Below are 23695 nucleotides of genomic sequence, written 5' to 3'. Positions count from 1 at the left end.
GGTCCGGGGTGGGGCCGGGGATCTTGTACTCCTCGGTGAGGGTGGTCATCGGTCCGGGCCAGGTGGCCTGGGCGACCTCGATCGGCTTGCGGTTCGCGTCGTACGCGACGTGCAGCAGGTGCAGCACCGGGGTGTCGGGCCGGATCTGGAGGGTCTCGGCCTCTTCCCGGCTGGGCTGACGGGCGCTGATCGTGTCGGTGGCCGAAACGTACCGTCGCCCGGTGGCTTCCTCGGCCTCCTGGTAGAGCGGCCGGCCGAACGCCTCGGCGCGCTCCAGGGAGGTGCCGGCGGTGTCGGTGGGCAGGAACCAGGAGGCGCCCACCTCGACGGGGGAGTCGTCGGTGCGGACCAGATGCCGACGGCAGAGCAGGTCGGTGCCGTCGGGCACCCCGAACGCGTCGGCGACCTCGGCCGGGGCGGGGGATCGGCCGACCGAGACGAGCTGCTGCCGGTACCGGGCGGCCAGGTCGGTGTGGTAGCCGCGGAAGCCGCCGTAGCGGCCCCGGGAGAGCCGGTTGAGTCGGCGGCGGGTGCCGCGGACGTACGTACCGGAGCCGGGTTTGGTGATCAGGATGCCCTCGACCCGCAGCTGGTCGACGGCGCGTTGCACGGTCTGCTTGGCGACGCCGAACATCTCGGCGATGGCCGGGATGGACGGCAGTCGCTCGCCGGGCGCCCAGTCGCCGCGGCGGACCTGGGCCTTGAGTTGCGCGGCGATCTGCCGGTGCGGGAACTCGGCGGCCCCGGGGTTGATCTGCATACCCGCCTCCTTGATCACAGCTAGGTTCCTAGGATGCCCTAGGGGGTGTGACCGCGCTACCCCGGACACGCGGAAACGGGCCCCGAACCAGAAGGTCCGGGGCCCGCACGAAACGCGGAGAGGCGTTACCAGGAACCGGCGGTGGGGCCGGCGGAACCGCCCCGACGGCGCAGGTACTTCTCGAACTCCTGGGCGATCTCGTCACCGGTCAGCGGGGTGATGCCCTCGTCGCCGACCCGTTCCTCCAGCTCGCGGACGTACTCGCCCAACTCGGCGTCCTGCTCGGCGGCGCTGCGCACGCGCTGCTCCCACTCGGCGGACTCTTCGGCCAGGTCGGCCATCGGCACCGGCAGGTCGACGACCTCCTCGACCCGGTGCAGCAGGGCGAGGGTGGCCTTGGGGCAGGGCGGGTTGTTGGCGTAGTGCGGCACGTGCACCCAGAACGAGACGGCGTCCACCTCGGCGCGGGTGCACGCGTCGTGCAGCACGCCGACGATGCCGGTCGGCCCGTCGTACCGGGTGGGGGTGAGCTGGTAGCGCTCGGCGGCCTGCGCGTCGGAGGCGCTGCCGCTGATCGGCAGCGGCCGGGTGTACGGCACGTCGGCGAGCAACGCGCCGAGGAGCACCACCCGCTCCACCTCGAGGCTGTGGCAGATCTCCAGCACCTGCTCGCAGAACGTCCGCCAGCGCATGCTGGGCTCGATGCCCCGGATCAGCACCACGTCCCGCTCGGTGCCCTCCGGGCTGGCCACCATGAACCGGGTCGTCGGCCACTCCACCCGGCGGGTCTCTCCGTCGGCCATCGTGATGGTCGGCCGGCTGACCTGGAAGTCGTAGAAGTCCTCCGGATCCAGCTCGGTGACCTGCCGGGCGTTCCAGACCTGCTCCAGGTGCTCGACCGCCGCGGTGGACGCGTCGGCGGCGTCGTTCCAGCCTTCGAACGCCGCGATGGCCACCGGGGACCGCAGCACCGGCAGTCCGTCGAACTCGGTCACGCCGTCACCTCACCCTGGTCGTCGCGGCCGACACCGGGACCGCGCCCGGTCGTCGGGCCGTGGGGCACGGTGGCGTCCCTGTTGTCCTTCACGTCCGTCAGCCTACGTGCCGGGCCGGGGCGCGGCCCGTCGGCCGCGCCGGTCGGCCCGACCGACGACCGGGCATTCGACGACGAACCGGACAGGGTGATCCCGCTGACACAATATGGGATCGGGCGCGGACGGCGGTCAGGTTCGATGGCGGCCGCACTAACCTGAACGGGTGCGGACTTCGTTGATGGATGTGCTGGCCGATCGGATCCTCATCGCCGACGGGGCGATGGGCACGATGTTGCAGGCCGCGGACCTCACGCTCGACGACTTCGACGGCCTCGAGGGGTGCAACGAGATCCTCAACGTCACCCGACCGGACGTGGTTCGGGGGGTGCACGACGCCTACCTGGCCGCCGGCGCGGACTGCGTGGAGACCAACACGTTCGGCGCCAACCTGGCCAACCTCGGCGAGTACGACATCCCGCACCGCATCCGGGAGCTGTCCGAGGCGGGTGCCCGGATCGCCCGGGAGGCCGCCGACGCGGCCAGCACCGTGGAGCGGCCCCGGTTCGTGCTCGGCTCGATCGGGCCGGGCACCAAGCTGCCCACCCTCGGGCACGCCGACTACGCCACCCTGCGCGACGCGTACCAGGAGAACGCCGCCGGGCTGATCGTCGGCGGCGCGGACGCGCTGATCATCGAGACCTGCCAGGACCTGCTCCAGGTCAAGGCCGCGGTGGTCGGGTCGAAGCGGGCGATGGCCGAGCTGGGCGAGTCGGTGCCGATCATCTGCCACGTCGCCGTGGAGACCACCGGCACGATGCTGGTGGGCAGCGAGATCGGGGCGGCGCTCGCGGCGATCGAGCCGCTCGGGGTCGACCTGATCGGGCTCAACTGCTCCACCGGCCCGGCGGAGATGAGCGAGCACCTGCGGTACCTGTCGCAGCACTCCCGCATCCCGCTGTCGGTGATGCCGAACGCCGGCCTGCCGGTGCTCACCGCCGACGGGGCGTACTTCCCGCTCACTCCCGTGGAGCTGGCCGACGCCATGGAGCGGTTCATCACCGAGTACGGCGTGGGTCTGGTCGGCGGCTGTTGCGGCACCACTCCCGAGCACATCCGGATGCTGTCCGACCGGCTGCACGGCGTCACCGCCCCGGCGCGCGAGCCCCGGCACGAGGCGGGCGTCTCCTCGGTGTACCACCCGGTGCCGTTCGCCCAGGACGCGTCGGTGCTGATGGTGGGGGAGCGGACCAACGCCAACGGCTCGAAGGCGTTCCGGGAGGCGATGCTGGCCGGGGACTGGCGGGCCTGCGTGGAGATCGCCCGCAGCCAGGCGCGCGACGGTTCGCACCTGCTCGACCTGTGCGTCGACTACGTCGGCCGCGACGGCACCCAGGACATGCGGGAGCTGGCCGGCCGGTTCGCCACCGCCTCGACGCTGCCGATCATGCTGGACTCCACCGAGCCGGCCGTCGTGGAGGCCGGGCTGGAGATGCTCGGCGGCCGGTGCGTGGTCAACTCGGTGAACTTCGAGGACGGCGACGGCCCCGACTCCCGGTACGCGCGGGTGATGCCGGTTGTGCGGGAGCACGGCGCGGCGGTGGTGGCGCTGCTCATCGACGAGGAGGGGCAGGCACGTACCCGGGACTGGAAGGTCCGGGTCGCGGCGCGGCTGATCGACGACCTGACCGGCCGCTGGGGGATGGACCGCTCCGACATCCTCATCGACGCGCTGACCTTCCCGATCGCCACCGGGCAGGAGGAGACCCGCCGCGACGGCATCGAGACCATCGAGGCGATCCGGGAGATCGCCCGCCGCTACCCGGGCGTCAACTTCACCCTCGGCATCTCGAACATCTCCTTCGGCCTCAACCCGGCGGCCCGGCAGGTGCTCAACTCGGTCTTCCTGCACGAGTGCGTGCAGGCCGGCCTGACGTCGGCGATCGTGCACGCCAGCAAGATCCTGCCGATGTCGAAGATCCCCGAGGAGCAGCGCGAGGTCGCGCTGGACCTGGTCTACGACCGGCGCCGCGAGGGGTACGACCCGGTGCAGCGTTTCCTCGAACTCTTCGAGGGGGTCGACGTGACCAGCGCGCGGGCGAGCCGGGCGCAGGAGTTGGCCGCGCTGCCGCTGGACGAGCGGCTCAAGCGGCGGATCATCGACGGTGAGCGCAACGGCCTGGAGGCCGACCTGGACGCCGCGATGGCCGGCGGCCGGTCCCCGCTGTCGATCATCAACGACATCCTGCTGGACGGGATGAAGGTCGTCGGCGAGCTGTTCGGCTCGGGGCAGATGCAGTTGCCGTTCGTGCTCCAGTCCGCCGAGGTGATGAAGACCGCGGTGGCCTACCTGGAGCCGCACATGGAGACCACGGAGGACGGCGGCAAGGGCCGCATCGTGCTGGCCACCGTGCGCGGGGACGTGCACGACATCGGCAAGAACCTGGTCGACATCATCCTGTCCAACAACGGCTACGAGGTGGTGAACATCGGCATCAAGCAGCCGATCAGCGCCATCCTCGACGCCGCCGAGCAGCACCGGGCCGACGCGATCGGCATGTCCGGGCTGCTCGTCAAGAGCACCGTGATCATGAAGGAGAACCTCGCCGAGATGGCCACCCGCGGGGTCGCGGAGCGCTGGCCGGTCCTGCTGGGCGGTGCGGCGCTCACCCGGGCGTACGTCGAGGACGACCTGCGGTCGACGTTCCCCGGGCAGGTGCACTACGCGCGCGACGCGTTCGAGGGGCTGTCCCTGATGGACCGGGTGATGACCGCCAAGCGCGGCGGCGCGCCGGTGATCGACCCGGAGCGGGAGGCGGCGCTGGCGGCCCGACGGGCACGCCGGGAACGGCAGCGCACTGTGGTCACCGAGTCGCTGCCGGAGCTGCACGACTCGTCGGTCCGCTCCGACGTGGCCGCGGACGTGGCAGTGCCTACCCCGCCGTTCCTGGGCACCCGGGTGGTCAAGGGCGTGCCGATGGCCGACTACGCGGCGCTGCTCGACGAGCGGGCCACCTTCCTCGGGCAGTGGGGGCTGCGCGGCGCCCGCGGCGGCAGCGGTCCGTCCTATGAGGAGCTGGTGGAGACCGAGGGCCGACCGCGCCTGCGCTACTGGCTGGACCGCCTGATCGCCGACCAGGTGCTGGAGGCGGCCGTGGTCTACGGCTACTTCCCGGCGTACTCCGAGGGCAACGACCTGGTGGTGCTGGACGAGAACGGGCACGCCGAGCGGGCCCGGTTCTCCTTCCCCCGGCAGCGGCAGGAACGGCGGCTCTGCCTGGCCGACTTCTTCCGGCCCAAGGGCGACCAGCTCGATGTGGTCGCGTTGCAACTGGTCACCGTCGGCCAGCCGGTCAGCGAGTACGCGGCGAAGCTGTTCGCTCGCAACGAGTACCGCGACTACCTGGAGGTGCACGGCCTCTCCGTGCAGCTCACCGAGGCCCTCGCCGAATACTGGCACCGGCGCGTCCGCGCCGAGCTGACCCTGCCCGACGGCCGTACCATCGCCGACGACGACCCGGCGGACCTGGCCGGCCTGCTACGCAACGACTACCGGGGCTGCCGGTACGCGTTCGGCTACCCGGCCTGCCCGGACCTGGAGGACCGGGCGAAGATCGTGCAGCTGCTCGGGTCGGAGCGGATCGGCGTGGAGCTGTCCGAGGAGTTCCAGCTCATGCCCGAGCAGGCCACCGACGCCATCGTGGTCCACCACCCGGAGGCCAGCTACTTCAACGCCAAGTGACGGGCGCAGGCGCCCTGACCTGCACCTCAGCTCGTTCGGAGCGTTGCTGAACCATGATCATGCCGTCTCCAGGCCGTCAACGACATCCGGGCCGTCCTCGGCGGCCTGGCCCGCACCGAACGCGGTGTCAATGGGCTCGACGCGTGCGGTCCTCGCTGGTCGGCAGGAGATGCGTGTAGGTCCGCAGGGTGAATCCCGGGTCGGCGTGACCGAGGTAGGTCGACAGGGCCCTGAGGCTCTCCCCGGCGTCCAGGAGAACTGAGGCGTAGGTGTCGCGTCATTCCGAAGATTCATGCGGCGAAGTCGTCAGCAACTGAGCGGGAGCTGTTCAGCGCGACCGCAGTGCTGTGTGAGCCGATCGGATGGATGGCCTACGACACGTCACGGCGCTCTTTGGCGCAGCGGTATTTCATTCAGGCACTGCGTTTGCGGAGGCCGTCGGCGACCAGGCTTATGCTGCCTACGTACTGACCAGCATGGCCGAGGAGAACGCGCGATCGAGACGGCCACAGCGGTATGCCCGCTCGCTCTAAAGTCATGCCATGACGACTTCCCTCGACACTCTTCCGAAGATCGGCGCACCGGCCACACGAGCCTTGAACGGCGCCGGCTACACCAAGTTGAGTCAGCTGGCCGGGGTGCCCAAAGCAGAACTCGCGAGGCTCCATGGCATGGGACCCAAGGCGCTAGCGATTATCGAGGCGGCATTGGAGCAGCATCAACTCAAGCTCGAGTAGCAACTCCGACGGCGGGTCGCCAGCCCCGGCCTGGTGCACTCAACTGCCGTCGATCGAGCCCCCTGCGAACCCGCCGCACACAGCCGATGACAGCGAGCGCACTACTCACATCGGCTGGTAAGGCGCTCCACCTTGTCCACCCGTCCGGGGGTCCACGTTGAGCGGGAAGGTCAGGTGCCAGGGTTTTAGGTTCTGCGCTGCTTGCGCGCACCGGTACCGTGACCGTTCATGCGTATTCGATTCGGTGATCAGCAGGACGTGGTTGGGATCGCTCGCGTCCACTTGGCGACGCGGCAAGCTACCTACCGGGGGTTGCTACCCGACGAGGTGTTGGACGCCATGACACCAGAATCGTTGACGGCCTGGTGGCATGAGTACCTGCCGCAGGCACCCGAGCCGAACAAACTGCTGGTGGCCGACGTCGACGGCACTCCTCAAGGATTTGCTTTCCTGCAGAAGGCTGGCCAGCGGGGGGAGGTCTTCGCTATCCATGTGCACCCGCAGGCGCAGGGGCAGGGCGTCGGGCGGCGCCTGATGGAGCAAGGCCTCGCTGTGCTGCGCTCCTGGGGATGCGATCGGGCCCTGCTGTGGGTACTCGCCGACAACCATGGCGCCCAGGGCTTCTACCGGAAGCTCGGGTGGACGCCCATCCCCGAGGGCTCCCGTGTCGAGGACATCGACGGTGCCCTGGTCGCGGAAGTCTCCTACGAGTTGCCGCTCACGCAGGCGATGCCTGACGGTCGCTCGGCCAGCCTGCCTCAGTCGCCTTCCTAAACCGTGTGCGCCCGGTGCCGCCTGGGGCACGTCTCAGGTGCGGCACCGGCAGGACCAAGTTCATGCCGCTTCCAGGCCGTCTGAGGGAAACCCGCAATGCCAATCACTGACCATCAACACCAGGCGTAAGAGCAGCTCACGAGGCAAACAGTCCGCTTTGATCGACTACGCCTCGGCGTTGATCAATACAACGCCAAGTGACAACGGCAGGTGACACCTACGTGACGAGCTTTGAGTGCGCTTTGGCGGCCCGCTCGATCTTCGCGCACTGGGCGTCCCAGAAGGCCGCGTCACGCTGCGGGTTCGCATACTCGGCTGTTGTCCCGGTCGAGCCGTCGAGCTGTTCGCGCAGGATGTCGGCGTGTCCGGCGTGCCGGCTGGTCCCGGTGAGTATGTGGACCATGACGTTGAACAGCTTCACGTGGGGCCGTGGCCACCAGGGCACGTAGCCCGGGGAGTCGATGGCGAGGGCGGTGATCGTCGCGTCTGAGTGCTCCCATACGCGGCGGTAGCGGTCGATGATCTCCTCGCGCGTCTCGTGCTCGGTCGCCCACATGTCGTCGCCGCGCGCCCCGAGGTCGTCCCACCTGGGCAGTGATTCGGGGAACGGCCGGTCGAAGACCTCGCCGAAGTACCTGGACTCGGACAGCGTCTGGTGCTTGATCAAGCCGAGAAGGTTGGTTCCAGTCGAGGTCAGGGGGCGGCGGATGTCGTACTCGGAGAGCCCGTCGAGCTTCCAGAGCATTACCTCACGAGTATTTCGCAGGTCGTGGTGCAGGTACTCTTTCGCGAAATCATCGATCATGGGGCACGAGCCTGCCATGCCCCGCCGGCGGGCTCAACCTACGACCAGCACTTGGCAGAGTGTCACGCACGTCCTGATACCGATGTGTCACGCAGGTCCGGAGTTTGGACAGCCGCCGCCGGGGTGCTGAAGGGCGCCTCGTTCAACCAGCGTGTTGTTGTGACGCACCTTCAGCTCAAGCTGCCGATGGCCTTGGCGTAGTAGAGGGACTCCTCTAAATGGAAGGCGATCTGCCGAACCGACCAGGCACCGGCTTGCCGCTGGTCGAGCTCGGCGTCCGAGAGCCGTCGAAGCCTGACCTCAAAAATGTGCGCGAGCCGGGTCAGCCGGCTGCGCGCCTCGTCAAGATCCTCGGGAGTGAACGGCGCCAGGTCGGCGGGTGTGGTGATCGCGGAAGCGTGCCAGTGATCCGGGATCGTCGGTACGCCGGCGATTCGCGCCTCGATCTCGGCCAGGTGGTCGATGAGATGGTCGGTGACACGCCGGATTGCCTTGTGCGGGCTGTAGACCCGGTCGTCCACCGACCGCGGCTGCCCGTCCCAATGCGTCCATGTCTGGGCCATCTCAAGGACCTGATGAACCAGGCCGGTCACCACGTCAGCGGGGTTGCGGGCGTCAGTCAAGGGAGTGTCGGACACCGAAATCTCCATCCTCGCGGGTCAGCGCTGGGGATGGTATCGGCGCACACAGACACTTCCCGGGTCGGCGGTAAGCCGTCCATCGGTCCGCTGCCGCATCATGGCGGTCCGCCGTCGCCCGGCCGGGTGCTGCCTACCGCAGCCGGCTGCCGGCGTGTCTAGTCCCACCACATGCTTGACAGATCCGTCCCAGGACATGCATGACGGTTGGTCTAGAACTCTGTCCGGAGAAGGGTCATCGGGCGGTCATAGATCGATGCGCTGCTCGATGGCGGTCGGGTCGTCTGGCTCGCCGAGGCGGAGGGTGGCGTGGGCCGGCTTGGCGGTGAAGGCTCGTAGCTGCGGCTCCATCGCCGCGAAGAGTCGGGTGGCGTCGGGACCGTAGGCGTAGAGGACCGCTTCGCCACCGCCGAACTCGTGGCCATCAAAGTCACCGGCATCAGCGGCTTCGATAGCGTCTGTCAGACGGCTTGCGAGGTCGTAGATGGCCTGCCGTTCCTGTTCCTCACGCCGCATCGCGGGGCGGCGTCTGCGGTCCCCGCTGGTCGCCAGGTTGATTCCCGGGTCGCCGTGACCGGGGTAGGTCGAGAGGGCCGAAGCCGAAGCGGCGGAAGTAGTGGGCGACGAGCCAGGTGAGCCAACGCAGACGCCGTCCATCCACGTCGGTGGAGCGCAACGAAAGGGCTGCCCTGGTCAACTGACCCGCAGAAACGCGGCCCACGGGCCGCACGATCCGGCGTGGCAGGGACCCTCGCTCCCGCACCCAGCGCAGGCCGGCTGCATCGGTGAATTCGAACTCCCAATGAATCGTTCGCGGATCAAATTGGCCGCGCTTCACGTAGAACAGGTCCGGATTCACTTGCAGTTCGCCACTCAGGCTGTCCGTCAGCAGTTCTTCGTGACGTGCATCTAACCAGTCGACCAGGCTCCGCTCGGCACGCACGCGGAAAACGACATCCATGATTGGTGATGAACTGCGATTGGTCACCAGCCATTGCAGGGTGGCGGGAGTTTCGTGGCGCCTGGGCTCTCGGCCAGGATCCTCCGCACCGTCAGTGGAGACTCCAGAGACCTGCCCGAAAACAAGTCGTGCCTGGCTTGCCTCCTTGTCGCGTTGCTCCTCTCGGCGCACGTGGATCTCGTGACGGAAGAGCAGACCGGTGAAGATCACGGCAGCTGTTGACATCACGAGACCGGCCAGGCTTCCCCAGGCCTGCATCCAGTCAGTGATCTTCGGGGCTTCAGCAGCAAGCACCGGGCCAGGGTAGGCGGCCTCGTCGAACGCTGGTGAAAAGGCGTGGCTTCGCCAAGGCGGGCGTTCAGGTCCTAGACCACGTCCGCTGGGCGGGGTCGTTGGTGCAGGTATCGCCGGGCGCGTGGCAGCGGGTCATACACGTACTGCTCCGGCGTTCGGTGCTTGTGAGCGGCGCAGAAGTGTCGAAGTGCTGATGTGATCGGCAGTAGGTCCCAGCTCGGGTCTGGTTCGTACTCGGCAGTGGCGCGCAGCAGTTCGGGCAAGGGGGTCCACCCATCGTGGTCGAAGGCCCAGCGGCCGTTGCTGATGATCACGTGACTGACGTGGGGACGACCGAGCTGATGCATGCCGACGATGCCGAAACCGGCCGACGCGTACCGTTCGGCGGCGACCCAGGCGAGCACATGGCAGGCGCCGGCGGCGAAGAACGCCTGGTCCGACCGATTCCATGACAGCAGCTGGTCCACCCGTTCAGCTTGCGTGCGGCGGAACGTGGCCGCAGGAGTGTAGGGCGTGCCCATGCCGGAAGTATCCAGGACAAGGCGCCGATGACCGTCGGCGTGGAGGTCGTACCGAAGATCATCGGGTGCGCAGCCGGCAGCGAAGGCGGGGCTGCTCGTCCACCGGTCTTCGTTACGGAGGTCAGGGGCGCGCCGGGTACTGAAGCGCGGCGAGCAACTGGCTGTGCAGGTTGGCGTTGGAGTACAGACCACCGCCCTGGTCGCCCGCACGTCCTCCGGTTCGATCGGTGAAACCGCCGCCTGCTTCCTCGACGAGAAGAATCCAGGGCGCGTGATCCCAGATGTGGTACCGCTCCACCAGGAAGGCGTCGATTTCGCCGCGAACGAGCTCGACGAGCGGGAGGGGGGTCGCCGGTGGGCGGGCCGCGCCCGGTGGGAGACGGGCTCTGGACGCGTCGTCCAGGGCATCGAGTCGAGCATCAGCCAGCATCGACGTGGTGCTGACCTCAAGTCGCTTCGTTGCGGCACCCTCGCGTGGCCAGGACGACTCGAAGGAACCGCCGCCCCGGGTCGCCCACCAACAGCGTCCCAGCGCGGGAGCGGTGACGACCGCGATCTCGGTGCTCCCGGCGACCTGCAACGCGATGTGAACCCGCCAGTTCGGGTCACGCCGGCTGAAGAACGACGTGCCGTCGACCGGATCGATGATCCAGAGCCGTTCGGAGTCACCGAGTCGACCAAATTCCTCGCCGAGGAGCGCATCGTCCGGTCTCGCCGCGGACAACGTGTCGCGAAACAGTCGCTCGACTGCCCGGTCGGCTTCCGTGACCGGCGTTCCGTCGGCCTTCAGCGTTGCGGGAACGCCAGACTGGAAGTACGCGAGCGCGAGGTCCGCCGCCAGATCCGACGTGTCGAACGCGAGTTGCAGGTCATCGTCGCGGTCCACGACGGACGACGCTATCAGCCGGGGCGGGAGCTGGCGCGTGACGGCGACTGCCCCCGTCACGAGGTTTCCGAAGACGACGTTGCAGAGGATGTCGAGAACGGTCGGGCGACTCCGTCTCAGAGGTGGACGCGGCCACCGTGGCCGTAGCAACAATTGGGAGACCCAGCATGACGATCCAGCGAATGGACAACGTCCTCATCGTTGTCGACGACCTCGACGCCACTGTCTCGTTCTTCGTCGAGCTCGGCATGGAGTTGGAGGGCAAGGGGCCGATCGAGGGGCGTTGGGTGGAGCGTGTCATCGGGATCGACGACGTCCGACAGGACGTCGCGATGCTGCGGACCCCGGACGGCCACGGTCGCGTCGAGCTGGCGATGTTCCACACGCCGAAGGCGATCAGCGCCGAGCCGAAGGACGCACCGGCGAACACGCTGGGCATTCGTCGCATCATGTTCGCCGTCGACGACATCGAGGACGTCCTCGCCCGCCTGCGCGCCCACGGCGCCGAACTTGTCGGCGAGGTGGCGCAGTACGAGAACGCCTACCGCCTCTGCTACGTCCGCGGCCCCGAGGGCATCATCGTCGGACTGGCCGAACAACTCAGCTGAAGGCCACCGAACGAGCCCCGCCCCAGGGGGTGCCCGGTCGTCCTACCTCGTCGGTGCATCGGCGAAGGTTTCGCGGAGCGCCGGTTCCAGCGATCGGCCGGTCGTCGGCTCGATGAACAGGTCGGCGAGCAGAAGGTCGGCCAGGTGGGTCGGGTTTACGCCCGACTCCTTACGGCTGAGGGCCTGCAGCGCGCCGCCGAGTCGCAGGGAGGCCCTTACCGCGCCGGCGGGCAGGCGGGCGACGCGGCGACGTCGGCCGACTGCCTCGGCGATGCGCGCGATCATGTCGTTCCAGGTGAGGTTCTCGTCGGCGATCGGGATGTCCGCACCACGGGCCTGCTCCAGAGCGTCCACCGCGACCTCGGCCACGCTGCGTGCCGAGGCCACCGCGGTGCCGCCCACGGGGACGGCCAGGGGAGTACGTGACCGTGCCCAACGGTCCAGCGGGCCGGCCCAGTTCGGCAGCCGGTCGCCGGCCCGGCCGAAGACGAACGGCAACTCCAGCACGGCAACCGGCAGATCCGGGCCGGCGGCCGCCCGTCCCTCCCGGGCCTGCTCCACCCGGCACCGGATGTACGTGTGGCGGGCCGTGAGCCGCAACTGCGGGTGCAGCCGATCAAAGTAGGTGTAGTACGAGCCCATGATGACCCCGCGGGTCAGCCCCTCCTGGCGGGCGGCTGTGAACAGGCGCACCACCGGCTCGACGTTGTCCCGGCGGAACACCGGGTAGATCGGCTTGGGCAGTGGTCGCTGCTCGTCCGTGCGGGTGGCGTACACGACGCCGTCGTGACCGGCGAGCAGCGGCCGTAGGTCATCGGTCGACGCGGACCCGACATCGACCGCGTGATCGACGCCCGGGCGGGCCGTGCGCGCCACCGTGGTCGCGGCATGGCCCCGCTCGCGCAGCACATCCACGACATGCGAACCGATCAGGCCACTGCCACCCACCACGAGAATTCGCACGCTGAATCGTCCATGGTGGATCCCGGTGGTTGTCAAGACCCCGCATGGCGAGTGCGTGGGCCCGCTCCGGATGCGCCGACCCTGTCGTACGACCAGAATGGCTGGTGGAGGTGATCACGCGTGGCCGACCCGGAGAGCGTGCCCAGGCTGTGTTCGGTGGTGCTCGACTGCACCGACGCGCGGCCCCTGGCGGAGTTCTATCGACGCCTGCTGGGCCTGGTCTACCGACCCGGCGACGAGCCGCCGGCGGCGGGGCAGGCGGACGAGCGCGGTCGTGACTGGCTGGTGCTGAGGAGCCCCGAGGGCGCACCCCAGTTGGCCTTTCAGCAGGTGGAGCACCTGCCGGAAGCGACGTGGCCGAAGCATGACGTGCCCCAGCAGTTACATCTGGACCTGACCGTGGAGTCGGTTGAGGAGTTGCAGGTCCAGCACGAACGCGTCCTGCGTCTCGGTGGCCGGCTGTTGTACGACCGCATCGACGACCCGGACGAGCCACTGCGCGTGTACGCCGACCTGGCCGGCCACCCCTTCTGCATTTTCGTCGGCTAGCCGCTGCCGGTACGATCTCCGCTCGTGGGCAGCAGCTATCAGACCGTTCTCGCCACGGGCAGTCTCGCCGATGTCCGTGCCGCGGTGGCCGCGGCGCAGCAGACGGCCGTGATCATCCCGGTCGCCGAGTCTCGGTGGGCGGTCGTGCCGTCGCGGGTGGACGGCATCCACGCCGAGACCGAGAAGCTGGCGCAGCTGCTGAGCCTGGCCCAGGGCAGCGTGGCCGCCTCGTTCGACGTGTTCGACTCCGACGTGCTGGTGGCCCTGCTGTTCCGCGACGGCAGCAGCTACCACGAGTACCTGTCTGATCAGGCTTATCTCGTCGAGACCTGGGACGACGACGACAACGAGATCCTGTTCGACATGCTCGGCCGGCCGTATCCGCCGGACGCGACCCCACCTTCGGGCGCCTACGGGGCCGATCCGGCTGCGTCCGCGGCGCTCGGCGTCGCGCCGGTCGACGAGGCGGCGCTGGGCGTCGCGCTCGGTCGTTCCGAGCTCAGGGCGGAGGAGCAGCATCATGCGGTCCTGCACGCGCTGAACCTCGATTGCGCTCCGCTGATGATGTCGTACACGGAAGCCGTCGCGTCGGGTTCGGGCGTCTAGGCGCGACCCCGGCAGGCCCCCGGCTACTCCCACGCCGACCGCCCTCCTGTGTCATGGTGTGCTCGGCGGCTCGGGTGCGGATGACCTGATGGATGCCACGACGTTGGGTGGTGATGGGGATGCCTGAACCGCGCGCCTTCTGGCTCGACGAGCAGTTCGACCGGGAGCATGGCACCGATGGGCGCGGCCGCTACGAGGCTGAGGTGCTGGGTCGGCTCGACGAGTTCGCCGACACCTGGGGTGACATCGCGCCGGTGGCGTTCGCGGCCACGGCGTGGCGGTTGGCCGCCGAGCTGTCCCCGGGCTTCGTCCGCTGGCACCGGCGGATCATCTCGGCGACCTGCTCGCGAAGCCCGTGGGACGGGAGCATGCTCTGCGCGGTGACGGTCGTCTCGCGGTGGCCGGCGGAGCTGACCTGGACGAAGCAGTGGCAGCGTGACCGTGGCTGGCGGGACTGGCCGCAGTTGTTCGGCCAGTACACGACGCCGTCGGAGCAGGATCGGACCCGCAGCCCGCACCTGCGCGCGGTGCTTCAGGTGGACGCGCCGGTCCCGCTCGGTGATCTGCCGCCGGCCCCGGACGGGCCGGATGATTCGGTGGCGCCAGCGGCGCGCAGAGCCGTGACGGTGCTGGCTCGGGAACTCAACGACCTCCTGGCCCCGATGATCGGCCAACTCGAAGCCGGGGTGCCGGCGGACTCCTGACCAGCGCCGCTGCGGACCGGAGACTCAAGGCCTGCCAGGTTTGTTCCTTTTGGCATGGACGCCCGGCCTGTCCCGTCTGCGCGGTGGCGGTCCTTTCCTCCGCCGAGGAACGCTGGACACGCCAACGACGGCGGCATCGGGCATCGGCTCCGGAAAGTCCGAGGAGGCACCCCATGACCATCACCCCCACCACACCCCTGCCCGCGAAGGCCGACGCCCGCAACCGGGCCGTGCGTACCGTCGTGCAGGGTCTCATCACCGACGTGCTGATCGCCGTACTGCCGGTCCTCTACGAGGCGGTGTCCGGCTGGGATGGTGCGTTCACCAGCGAGTACTGGACGGTCGTCGGCATCTCGGTGCTGAAGACGCTCGCCATCGCCGTCATCTCCTACGTCATGCGCCTGCAGCGCACCCCGCCGGGCAATCCTGCCGTCTAGGAAGCGTGGTCCGGTTCGACGGCCTGCCACCGCAGGCGGTCCCGGTGGAGCCGTCGCATGGCGATCCAGCCGAGCGAGAACGGCAGGCCACCGAGGGCGACGAGACTCAGGACGTTCGCTCCGGTGACGTCGAAGACGCCTCCGACCTCCCCGAACAGCTGGGCGACGGTCTGGAAGGCCAGGTGGAAGCCGATGCCCGCCCAGATGTCACCGGTGGCCGCGCGGAAGGCGCCGAGGAGGAGCGCGAAGACGAGGAAGAGGAGGAGTCGGTCGGGGGAGGTGGCGGCGCCGACGAGGAATCCGAACAGGGTGAACAGCAGGGCCTGCCCGGTGACGGCCTGCCAGGCCGGCAACCGGGTGGCGAGGTTGCGATACAGGTAGCCGCGGAAGACGAGCTCCTCCGGCAGCGCCTCGTAGAGGAAGACGAGCACGACCAGAAGGGCCGCCACCCGCAGGGCGTCCGCGGCGGAGGTGCGCACGCTGATCTCGACCCAACCGAAACCGAGGCAGAGCGCGAACCCGAGGGCGGCGGGCACGAGCCAGCAGGCCATGCCGAGCAGCAGGTGCCGCCAGCCGGTGCGCAGGGAGGGCAACCCGAGGCCGGTCCAGGGCCGCCGGTCCAGCAGCCGGCGGGCGGCCACCACCAGGGGTACGACGAGCAACGTCGTGAGGACGGCTCGGGCGACATGGGTCGGGCGGTCGTAGTCACGGCCGAGCAGGGCGTCGTGGTAGACGAACAGCCACACCAGCACGGTGCCGGCGAACACCATGAGGATTCGCCAGTGCAGGGCGGGACGTACGTGCGGATCGCGAGGTCGACCGCTCACCACCCGTACCGTAGCGACCGAGGTCAAGAACGGACCGTCACCGACCGAGGACGAGATAGGCGAGGCCGAGCATTCCGCGATAGACCGTGACGTACTGGCGCAGCCGGTCGTCGAGTTCCGCGCGGACCTCCGCCGCGCGGGGATCCTCCGGGTACGTCAGCAGCCACTCCTGCCGACCGGCGAGCCAGGTGGACTCGAAGTCGTCCCACTCCCGCTGGTCGGCGGTGCTCAGGTGCAGGACCCGCCAGCCGCGCCCACGCGCGGCCTCGACGAGGCCCGCCAGATCGGTGACCTCCGCCCCGAAGATCTGCTCGGCCTCCCCGCTCGGGGGACGCTCCCAGAACCCCTCGCCGAACAGCAGACGTCCACCGGGCCGGACCACGGTGGCGAGCGCGTCGAGGGCTGCGCCGGTGCCGCCGAAGGCGTGCGCGGAGCCGACGCACAGAACTCGGTCGGCCGGCTCATGCCAGGCCGCCGCCTCGCCCATCACGAACGCGACGTGCCGGTTCAGCGACCGGCCGGCGGCCAGCCTCCGCCCCCGGGCCAGGGCGGTGTCGTCGGTGTCGACTCCGACGCCCCTCGTCGCGACCGGGCCGCCGACGCCGCCCGCGGCGACCGCCCTGAGCAGCAGCTCGCCCCAGCCGCAGCCGAGGTCGAGCACGCGCGAGCCGGGGCGGACGTCGAGCCGTTGGAGCAGCAGGGACGCGTGCTCCTCGGACAGTGGGGTGTTCCAGCGCATCCGGGCGTAGCGGCTGGTGGCGAGGTGGTCGATGGACTGCATCCGTCAAGGGTGTCAAGCCGTGATCGACGGCGCACGCCCGGGCCGCCCCCGGCGCCCCGGAAGCCGTGTCCGGGCGGCGGACCGTACGGCAGGATCGGTGGGATGGACACGGGCGAGCCGGGGCACCTCCGGCGGCCGACCCCGCAGGAGGTGGCGGCGGCGGCCGGCCGTGGGCTGGTGGATGTGATCGGTCCCGGTCTGCGGGTGCTGTTCTGCGGCTTCAACCCGGGCCTCTACTCCGCCGCCGTGGGAGAACACTTCGCCCGACGGGGCAGCCGCTTCTGGCCGGCCCTGCACCGCTCCGGCTTCACGGACCGGGAACTGCGCCCGTGGGAACGCGACGAACTGCTGCGGCAGGGACTGGGGATCACCAGCCTGAGCAACCGGGCCACCGCCCGCGCCGCCGAGCTGACGTCGACGGAGCTGGTGGCCGGGGTGGCGGCGTTGGCGGTGAAGACCGAGCGGCACCGGCCGCGGTGGGTGGCCGTCCTCGGGGTGACCGCGTACCGGATCGCCTTTGTCCGGCCCCGGGCCGGGCTGGGCCCGCAGCCGGATCGGCTGGGCCCAGCCCGGGTCTGGGTGCTGCCCAACCCCAGCGGCCTGAACGCGCACTTCCCGCTGCCGGCGTTGACCGCCGAGTTCGCGGCGCTGCACGAGGAGACGCTCCGGCGGTGAGAACCCGTCAGGTGCTCGTGAGGATGACCAGTTGCTGGGTCGCCCGGGTCATCGCGACATAGCGGTCGACCGCACCCTCGATGCCGGCGCCGAACGACTCGGGGTCGACGAGGACGACCAGGTCGAATTCGAGGCCCTTCGACAGCTCCGGGGTCAACGACCGGACGCGGGACGTCGTCGGGAACGTGGAATCACCGATGACGCAGGCGATGCCGTCGGCGTGCGCGGCGAGCCAGGTGTCGAGGATCGAGCCCAGGTCAGAAGCAGATCCGTGTACGACGGGGACGTCGCTGCCGCGGATGGACGTCGGCACGTTGGCGTCGGGGAGCGCGGCCCGGATGACCGGCTCGGCCTCCGCCATGACCTCCTTCGGCGTCCGGTAGTTGATGCTCAGGGAGGCCACGTCGACCCGGTCGAGCCCGATCCGCCCGAGCCGTTCCCGCCACGACTCGGTGAATCCGTGCCTGGCCTGGGCGCGGTCCCCGACGATGGTGAAGCTCCGGGACGGGCAGCGGAGCAGCAACATCTGCCACTCCGCGTCGGTCAGTTCCTGAGCCTCGTCCACGACGATGTGCGCGAACGGGCCGGCGAGCTGGTCCGGGTCGGCGCCGGGCAGCGCGGTCTCGTCGACCAGGGCGTCCTGGAGATCCAGTTGGCGCAGGCTCGACAGGACGCCTTCACCGTCGTCGTAGACCTGGGCCTCGATCAGCTCGTCGATGACCGTGGCCCTGCGCTCGCGTTCGACGGCGACAGCGGCGTCGTGCTGGCGTTTGCGCCCGGACGCCTCCGGATCGCCGAGCCGCTGCCGTGCCGCGTCCAGGTAGGGCAGGTCGGACACCGTCCAGGCCTGGGCGTCGCCGCGCTGAAGCTTGCGGATCTCGTCGGGGCTGAGCCAGGGCGCGCACCTGCGCAGGTAGGCGGGCACCGACCACAGGTCACCGACGAGGTCCGTCGGTTCGAGCAGAGGCCAGGCGCGGTTGACGGTCGTGAGCAGTTCCCGGTTCTGCAGCAGCGACCTGCGGACCAGGTCGTCCGGCTCGTCGCCGTCGTACTTCTCCAGCAGGATCGTGAGCAGCTCCTCCCAGATCTCGTCCCGGGCCTCGTTGTGCGGGGTGCCGGGCCCCGGCGCCCGGAACGCCTCGGCCCAGTCGTCGGCGCTCAGCCGCACTTCGGCGTCGCCGGCCGTGACCGTCATGGGTGTGGTCGGCGGCTCCTCGTAGAACCTGACGGCCGCCTCGATCGCCTGCACCAGATCCGCGGACGACTTCAGGCGGGCCACCTCCGGGTCGGTCTCGACGGTCGCCGCGGCGCCCTCGGGCACGAGATCCCGCAGCGTGCAGGTCTGCACGTCCTCCTCGCCGAGGCTGGGCAGGACGTCGCCGACGTAGGCCAGGTATGGCTGGTGCGGGCCGACGAACAGCACGCCGCCCCGGCGGTGACCGAGGCGCGGGTCGGAGTAGAGGAGGTAGGCGGTGCGGTGCAGGGCGACGACGGTCTTTCCCGTACCGGGACCGCCGTCGACGACGAGAGCGCCGCGGGACCCCGCGCGGATGATGGCGTCCTGGTCGGCCTGGATGGTGCCGAGCACGTCCCGCATGCGGGTCGACCGGCTGCCGCCCAGGCTGGCGATGAAGGCGGACTGGTCGTCGAGCGCCGCGTGCCCCTCCAACCCGTCCGGCGTGAACACCTCGTCCCAGTAGTCGCTGATCCGGCCACGGTTCCAGCGATACCTGCGGCGGCTGGCCAGACCCATCGGGTTGCCGTGGGTCGCGCCGAAGAACGGCTCAGCCGCGGGGGAGCGCCAGTCGAGCAACAGCCGACGACCGGCGCTGTCCGTGAGGCCACGCCGTCCGACGTACACGGGCTCGGGGTTGTCCGTACTGACCATGCGTCCGATGCACAGGTCCAGACCGAAGCGGCTCAGTGCGCGCAGGCGAGCGGTCAGCCGGCGGACCTCCATGTCCCGGTCCACCGCCTGACGGCCCTTGCCCCCGGGCGCCTTGCGCGCGGTGTCGAGACGCTCGGACAGTTCGGCGTGCAACTCCGCAAGGCTCTCCGCGAGGGCCGCGAAGTGCCGCTCGTCGCGGTCGACCAGCGCCGGGTCGGCCTTGGGAGAGAGGTGGTCGGGAAGGTCGAACACGCTGGTGGTCAGGGGGTTCACTCATCGGCTCCGATCTGAGGTGGCGGGGAAACCGTGACTACGATTTCCGCAGGTCCTGGCCTCGGTCGGCGATTCTGCGGCATGACCGGGGTCTTGCCGCAAGCCCCCCGGTGCGCTATACGTTAGAAGTGGCGGGAGTGGGTGTGCCCTCCTTTCCCGTGATCGTTCGCCCCGCGGACGCTTTCCCTGAACCCAGACGTCGCCCTCCGGGGCGCGGCCTCAGGCGTGCCGGGCGGAGTCGGGGGCCGATCGGGTGAGCGCCTGGTAGTAGGGCTGCATCGCGGGGTGGTACTCGTCGAACTCGGGCCGGGGTGAGCCGTCCCGGGACGCGACCAGCATGTCCAGGTAGTACTCCCAGCCGGCGCCCACCTCGGCGATGCCCTCCACGCTGGTGAGGTGCTGGACGAACCGCAGCTCGGTCCTGCCGTCCGCCTCGGACAGCTCCATCTCCAGGAGCCAGCTTCCGTAGCTGTCGATCATCGACACGGCCAGTCGACGCTGCGGTTCACAGGCGTCGATGTGGACGTCGCACCAGGGCTGCTGCTCCTCGTACGCCATCTGCACCCGGATGGTCCGCCCGGGCGCGGCGTCGCCCTCCCAGGGGCCGAACCAGCGGGCGGTGCGCTCCGGTTCGGTCAGGCTGGCCCACACGTCCGCCGCCGGGGCGCGGAACGTCCGGGTGAGAACGAGATCGTGGCCGGTGTCGGTGCGAAACAGTCGTCCGGCGGGTGTACGGGTCATGCCGTGTGCTCCCTTCGGTGCTCCGCCGGGCCGCCGCTGCGGCGTTCCCGGCGGGTTCGATAGACCTCGGTCTCCAACGCGTCGAGGTGCCGCTCCCACCGGTCGGCGGTGACCAGCTGGGCGAGCCAGTCGACCAGTTCGCCGAGCGGGCCGGGGTCGAGGCGGTAGATCCGCCTGCGGCCGACCAGGTCGTCGCGGACCAGCCCGCTCTCGCGCAACACCCGCAGATGGCGGCTGATCGCGGGCCGGCTGATCGCGAAGCGCTGGGCGATCTCGCCCGCGGCCAGCGGCTCGTCGCGCAGCATGGTCAGGATGCGCCGCCGTACCGGGTCCGCGATCGCGGTGGCCACCTCGTCCACGCCCAAAGCGTAACCGATGAGTTACGTGTTTGCGCGAGTAGGAAGGTGCGCACTTTTCCTCAAGGGAGACATCCGTCGCTCGAAACCGCTGCGTCGATGGTGGGCACATGATCACCCGACCTGGCAGTCTTTATCGCATGGCCGCCCTGCTTCGTTCCCGCCTGACCGACTGGACCGTCGCCGTACCCGTGCTCGCCGTTCTGATGCTGTTCGTGACGTGGGGGCGGGAGCTACCCGCGCCCGTCGTCGTGGTGGTGGCGGCGCTGCTGGGTGGCGCGGTGCTCGCGGCCGTGCACCACGCCGAGGTGGTCGCCCACCGCGTGGGTGAGCCGTACGGCTCACTGGTGCTCGCCGTCGCGGTCACCGTGATCGAGGTCGCCCTGATCGTCACGTTGATGATCAGCGGACCGGAGAAGACCCAGTCGCTCGCGCGGGACACCGTCTTCGCCGCCGTCATGATCACCTGTAACGGGATACTGGGCCTGTCCCTGCTGCTCGGGGCGCTGCGCCGGCGGGTGGCGGTGTTCAACCCGGAGGGCACCGGCGGGGCGTTGGCCACCGTGATCACCCTGGCCACGCTGAGCCTGGTTATTCCGACCTTCACCACGGCCCGCCCGGGCCCGGAGTTCAGCCCGGCCCAGCTCGCCTTCGCCGCCGTGGCGTCGCTGGCGCTCTACGGGCTGTTCGTGCTGGTGCAGACCGGCCGGCACCGCGACTACTTCCTGCCGGTCGACAGCCAGGGCCGGGTGATCGACGCCGAGGAGCACGCGAAGCCGCCGACGACCCGCGCCGCGCTGGTCAGCCTGGGGCTGCTGTTGGTGGCGCTGGTGGCGGTGGTCGGCGACGCCAAGACCGTCTCGCCGACCATCGAAGCCGGGGTGGCGGCGGCGAACCTTCCCCACGCGTTCGTGGGTGTGATCATCGCGCTGCTGGTGCTGCTGCCGGAGACCCTGGCCGCGGCCCGCGCCGCCCGCCGCGACCGGGTGCAGATCAGCCTCAATCTCGCGCTCGGCTCGGCGATGGCCAGCATCGGCCTGACCATCCCGGCCATAGCGATCGCGTCGATCTGGTTGGAAGGCCCGCTGCTGCTGGGTCTCGGCGGCACCCAGCTCGCGCTGCTCGCGCTCACCGCGGTGACCGCGGTGCTGACCGTGGTGCCGGGCCGGGCCAATGTGCTGCAGGGCGGCGTACACCTGGTGTTGATGGCCGCCTTCGTCTTCCTGGCCGCCAGCCCCTGACGCGCCGCCGCCGGCGTCAGTCGGCCGCCGGCGCGTCGTCCGCCAGCCGGTCCGCGCGGGCGTTCAGGTAGCGCTGCTGGGCGAGGTTCGTCGACCGTGCCGCCGCCATCCGGTACGCCTCGCGCGCCGCGACCCGTGCACCGATCAGCTCCCACAGGTGGGCGCGGGCGGCCGGTAGGCGGGGATCGTCGGCGAGCCGGGCGTCGTCGGCCAGCTCGGCGAGCAGCGCCAGCCCGGCCGGCGCGCCCCGGCTCATCGCCACGGCCACCGCGTGGTTGAGCGCCACCACCGGGTTGTCGGAGATGCCCAGCAGCACCTCGTACAGGGCGGTGATCTGCGCCCAGTCGGTGGCCGCCGCGCTGGGCGCCTCGTCGTGCACGGCCGCGATGGCCGCCTGCAACTGGTACGGCCCGACGACCCCGCGCGGCAGCGCCGCGGTGATCAGCTCGACCCCCTCGGCGATCTGGTCGGCCCGCCACCGGCCCCGGTCCTGCTCGGCCATCGGCACCAGCTCGCCGTACGCGCCGATCCGGGCCGGGGCGCGCGCGTCGGTGAGCAGCATCAGCGCGAGCAGACCGGTGACCTCGGGATCGTCCGGCAGCAGGCCGTGCACCAGTCGGGTCAGCCGGATGGCCTCGGCGGTCAGGTCGCCGCGCAGCAGCCCCGGCCCGGCGGTGCGCGCGTACCCCTCGGTGAAGATCAGGTACAGCACGTGCAGCACGGCGGCGAGCCGGTCGGCGCGCTCCGGGCCGGTGGGCGGCGCGAACCGCAGCCCGCTGTCCCGGATCCGCTGTTTGCCCCGGCTGATCCGCCGGGTCATCGTCGCCTCCGGCACCAGGAACGCCCGGGCCACCTCGGCGGTGCTCAACCCGCCCACCGCGCGCAGGGTGAGCGCGATCTGCGAGGCCGGCGACAGCGCCGGATGGCAGCAGAGGAACAGCAGAATGAGCGTGTCGTCGGCGTCGGTCGGCGGCCGGTCGGCGGCGGGCGCCTGCCACTGCTCGGGCAGCACCCACCGCGCCACGGCGTCCTCGCGTCGCATCCGGGCCTGCTCGCTGCGCAGCAGATCGGTCAGCCGGCGGGACGCGACGGTGATCAGCCAGCCCCGGGGGCTGTCCGGTACGCCGTCGCGCGGCCAAGCGTTCGCCGCGGCGATCAGCGCCTCCTGGACGGCGTCCTCGGCGGTGTCGAAGTGCCCGTAGCGACGCACCAGCGCGCCGAGGACCTGCGGCGCCAGCGCACGCAGCAGGTCCTCGACGGCAGGAGCGGTCTCCGGCACCGGTCAGCCGGCCAGGTCCTCGACGCCGTCCAGCACCGGCCGCACGTCCACGTACCCGCCGGGGGCGTCGGGGTCGACCAGGCCGGCGGCGATCTCGGTGGCCCGGTCGAAGCTGGCGCACTCCACGATCGTGTAGCCCGCGAGGACCTCCTGCGTCTCCGGGTACGGGCCGTCGGTGACCACCGGCGCGCCGTCGCGCACCTGCACACGGCGGGCGTGCACCGGCTCGCTGAGCCCTCGGGCGTCGACCAGCTCCCCGGACTCGGCGAGCGCCTGGTGGAACGTCTCCATGTGCTTGTGCATGGCCGCGATCTGCTCGGCCGACATGGCCGGTCGGTCGGTCGTCCGGCCGGTCAGCACGTCGTAGTCCTGCTGCGAGCCGTAGAGCAGAATCATGTACTTCACGATGGTCCCTCCTGTCCCGACGCCGTCCCGGCGTCGCTTCACCGGAGACGTCGAAGCCACCCACCCCACCCGGACACGCTACGACCCGCCGGCACCGCGCGGATCCCCCGCCGCACCGCGCGTCGATCATGAGGTTGTCGTTCCGACACGCCGCGCCGCCCGGCGACAACCTCATGATCAGTGCGCGCGGCGGGTGGTGGGGGATGGTTAGGG

26 protein-coding genes are annotated in these 23695 nt (G+C 70.2%); 10 read left to right on the top strand and 16 right to left on the bottom strand.

What is annotated here, in order from left to right; all coding sequences use genetic code 11:
* Positions 1-760, bottom strand: a 760-nt coding sequence (locus EAD89_RS29030) for a GntR family transcriptional regulator (protein WP_147458891.1), incomplete at its 3' end; no start/stop codon positions are given.
* Between the two features lie 125 nt (positions 761-885).
* Positions 886-1755 carry a PAC2 family protein gene (locus tag EAD89_RS29025; RefSeq protein ID WP_121653320.1) on the bottom strand — a complete coding sequence of 290 codons (870 nt, stop codon included), beginning with the start codon at positions 1753-1755 and terminating at the stop codon, positions 886-888.
* 262 nt (positions 1756-2017) lie between these two features.
* On the opposite strand from EAD89_RS29025, the gene metH reads away from it, so the two are divergent.
* From metH to EAD89_RS29005, 3 genes are all read left to right on the top strand, one after another.
* On the top strand, positions 2018-5533 hold the full coding sequence (gene metH, locus EAD89_RS29020) for a methionine synthase (protein WP_199733675.1): 3516 nt from the start codon (positions 2018-2020) through the stop codon (positions 5531-5533).
* A gap of 542 nt (positions 5534-6075) precedes the next feature.
* The gene (locus EAD89_RS29010; protein WP_121677914.1) at positions 6076-6270 is read left to right on the top strand and encodes a DNA-binding protein; all 195 of its coding nucleotides are present in this window, start codon (positions 6076-6078) and stop codon (positions 6268-6270) included.
* Positions 6271-6498: 228 nt separating this feature from the next.
* A complete protein-coding gene (locus EAD89_RS29005) occupies positions 6499-7044 on the top strand; it encodes a GNAT family N-acetyltransferase (RefSeq protein WP_121677913.1) in 546 nt (181 codons plus the stop codon).
* Between the two features lie 217 nt (positions 7045-7261).
* On the opposite strand, the gene EAD89_RS29000 is transcribed toward EAD89_RS29005, so the two are convergent.
* From EAD89_RS29000 to EAD89_RS28980, 6 genes are all read right to left on the bottom strand, one after another.
* Complete coding sequence (locus EAD89_RS29000; protein ID WP_121677912.1) at positions 7262-7849, bottom strand: DinB family protein; 588 nt, start codon at positions 7847-7849, stop codon at positions 7262-7264.
* 170 nt (positions 7850-8019) lie between these two features.
* Positions 8020-8487 (bottom strand): hypothetical protein, encoded by a 468-nt coding sequence (locus tag EAD89_RS28995; protein ID WP_233579230.1) that lies wholly within the window; start codon positions 8485-8487, stop codon positions 8020-8022.
* A 246-nt stretch (positions 8488-8733) separates the two neighbouring features.
* Complete coding sequence (locus EAD89_RS28990) at positions 8734-9003, bottom strand: hypothetical protein (RefSeq protein ID WP_121677910.1); 270 nt, start codon at positions 9001-9003, stop codon at positions 8734-8736.
* Entirely contained in the window at positions 8993-9742 is a 750-nt protein-coding gene (locus EAD89_RS30325) for a hypothetical protein (protein ID WP_147458890.1), read from the bottom strand. Before EAD89_RS30325 ends, EAD89_RS28990 begins: the two co-directional genes overlap by 11 nt.
* A gap of 71 nt (positions 9743-9813) precedes the next feature.
* The gene (locus tag EAD89_RS28985) at positions 9814-10209 is read right to left on the bottom strand and encodes a hypothetical protein (RefSeq protein ID WP_121677909.1); all 396 of its coding nucleotides are present in this window, start codon (positions 10207-10209) and stop codon (positions 9814-9816) included.
* 175 nt (positions 10210-10384) lie between these two features.
* Entirely contained in the window at positions 10385-11149 is a 765-nt protein-coding gene (locus EAD89_RS28980) for an inositol monophosphatase (protein ID WP_158610786.1), read from the bottom strand.
* A 167-nt stretch (positions 11150-11316) separates the two neighbouring features.
* On the opposite strand from EAD89_RS28980, the gene EAD89_RS28975 reads away from it, so the two are divergent.
* Positions 11317-11757 (top strand): VOC family protein, encoded by a 441-nt coding sequence (locus tag EAD89_RS28975; protein WP_121677907.1) that lies wholly within the window; start codon positions 11317-11319, stop codon positions 11755-11757.
* 42 nt (positions 11758-11799) lie between these two features.
* Here EAD89_RS28975 and EAD89_RS28970 read toward each other — a convergent pair whose 3' ends face one another.
* Positions 11800-12720: an NAD(P)-dependent oxidoreductase gene (locus EAD89_RS28970; protein ID WP_121677906.1), complete on the bottom strand. Its 921-nt coding sequence runs from the start codon at positions 12718-12720 to the stop codon at positions 11800-11802.
* 120 nt (positions 12721-12840) lie between these two features.
* On the opposite strand from EAD89_RS28970, the gene EAD89_RS28965 reads away from it, so the two are divergent.
* The 4 genes from EAD89_RS28965 to EAD89_RS28950 all read left to right on the top strand — a co-directional run bounded on the left by EAD89_RS28965 (position 12841) and on the right by EAD89_RS28950 (position 15016).
* Complete coding sequence (locus tag EAD89_RS28965; RefSeq protein WP_121677905.1) at positions 12841-13269, top strand: VOC family protein; 429 nt, start codon at positions 12841-12843, stop codon at positions 13267-13269.
* Positions 13270-13293: 24 nt separating this feature from the next.
* Positions 13294-13875 (top strand): hypothetical protein, encoded by a 582-nt coding sequence (locus EAD89_RS28960; RefSeq protein WP_121677904.1) that lies wholly within the window; start codon positions 13294-13296, stop codon positions 13873-13875.
* A 119-nt stretch (positions 13876-13994) separates the two neighbouring features.
* Complete coding sequence (locus tag EAD89_RS28955) at positions 13995-14579, top strand: hypothetical protein (protein WP_233579229.1); 585 nt, start codon at positions 13995-13997, stop codon at positions 14577-14579.
* Positions 14580-14752: 173 nt separating this feature from the next.
* Positions 14753-15016 (top strand): hypothetical protein, encoded by a 264-nt coding sequence (locus tag EAD89_RS28950; protein WP_121653307.1) that lies wholly within the window; start codon positions 14753-14755, stop codon positions 15014-15016.
* On the opposite strand, the gene EAD89_RS28945 is transcribed toward EAD89_RS28950, so the two are convergent.
* Together EAD89_RS28945 and EAD89_RS28940 are read right to left on the bottom strand one after the other, a co-directional pair.
* Positions 15013-15843 (bottom strand): CPBP family intramembrane glutamic endopeptidase, encoded by an 831-nt coding sequence (locus EAD89_RS28945; protein ID WP_147458889.1) that lies wholly within the window; start codon positions 15841-15843, stop codon positions 15013-15015. The two genes, EAD89_RS28950 and EAD89_RS28945, sit on opposite strands and share 4 nt — an antisense overlap.
* 37 nt (positions 15844-15880) lie before the next feature.
* Positions 15881-16624 carry a cyclopropane-fatty-acyl-phospholipid synthase family protein gene (locus tag EAD89_RS28940; protein ID WP_121677902.1) on the bottom strand — a complete coding sequence of 248 codons (744 nt, stop codon included), beginning with the start codon at positions 16622-16624 and terminating at the stop codon, positions 15881-15883.
* 102 nt (positions 16625-16726) lie between these two features.
* Here EAD89_RS28940 and mug point away from each other — a divergent pair, with 102 nt between their 5' ends.
* Positions 16727-17299: a G/U mismatch-specific DNA glycosylase gene (mug, locus tag EAD89_RS28935; protein WP_121653304.1), complete on the top strand. Its 573-nt coding sequence runs from the start codon at positions 16727-16729 to the stop codon at positions 17297-17299.
* A 7-nt stretch (positions 17300-17306) separates the two neighbouring features.
* Here mug and helR read toward each other — a convergent pair whose 3' ends face one another.
* The 3 genes from helR to EAD89_RS28920 all read right to left on the bottom strand — a co-directional run bounded on the left by helR (position 17307) and on the right by EAD89_RS28920 (position 20560).
* The gene (gene helR, locus EAD89_RS28930) at positions 17307-19451 is read right to left on the bottom strand and encodes an RNA polymerase recycling motor ATPase HelR (protein WP_199733677.1); all 2145 of its coding nucleotides are present in this window, start codon (positions 19449-19451) and stop codon (positions 17307-17309) included.
* 228 nt (positions 19452-19679) lie between these two features.
* Positions 19680-20201: an SRPBCC family protein gene (locus EAD89_RS28925; protein WP_121653302.1), complete on the bottom strand. Its 522-nt coding sequence runs from the start codon at positions 20199-20201 to the stop codon at positions 19680-19682.
* Positions 20198-20560, bottom strand: a complete 363-nt coding sequence (locus EAD89_RS28920) for a metalloregulator ArsR/SmtB family transcription factor (RefSeq protein ID WP_199733674.1) — start codon at positions 20558-20560, stop codon at positions 20198-20200. The genes EAD89_RS28925 and EAD89_RS28920 overlap by 4 nt, the downstream gene beginning before the upstream one ends.
* 137 nt (positions 20561-20697) lie before the next feature.
* Between EAD89_RS28920 and EAD89_RS28915 the strand changes: the two genes are divergently transcribed.
* The gene (locus EAD89_RS28915; protein ID WP_121653300.1) at positions 20698-21798 is read left to right on the top strand and encodes a calcium:proton antiporter; all 1101 of its coding nucleotides are present in this window, start codon (positions 20698-20700) and stop codon (positions 21796-21798) included.
* A gap of 16 nt (positions 21799-21814) precedes the next feature.
* On the opposite strand, the gene EAD89_RS28910 is transcribed toward EAD89_RS28915, so the two are convergent.
* Positions 21815-23077 (bottom strand): RNA polymerase sigma factor, encoded by a 1263-nt coding sequence (locus EAD89_RS28910; protein ID WP_121677899.1) that lies wholly within the window; start codon positions 23075-23077, stop codon positions 21815-21817.
* Positions 23078-23080: 3 nt separating this feature from the next.
* Positions 23081-23473 (bottom strand): YciI family protein, encoded by a 393-nt coding sequence (locus EAD89_RS28905; RefSeq protein ID WP_233579231.1) that lies wholly within the window; start codon positions 23471-23473, stop codon positions 23081-23083.
* Positions 23474-23695: the final 222 nt, after the last annotated feature.

The sequence above is a fragment of the Micromonospora sp. BL4 genome, from assembly GCF_003667505.1.
In the GTDB taxonomy this organism is placed as follows: Bacteria; Actinomycetota; Actinomycetes; order Mycobacteriales; family Micromonosporaceae; genus Micromonospora.
The sequence above is the reverse complement of the archived record's forward strand: the minus strand, read 5'-3'. Positions and strand labels throughout refer to the sequence as shown.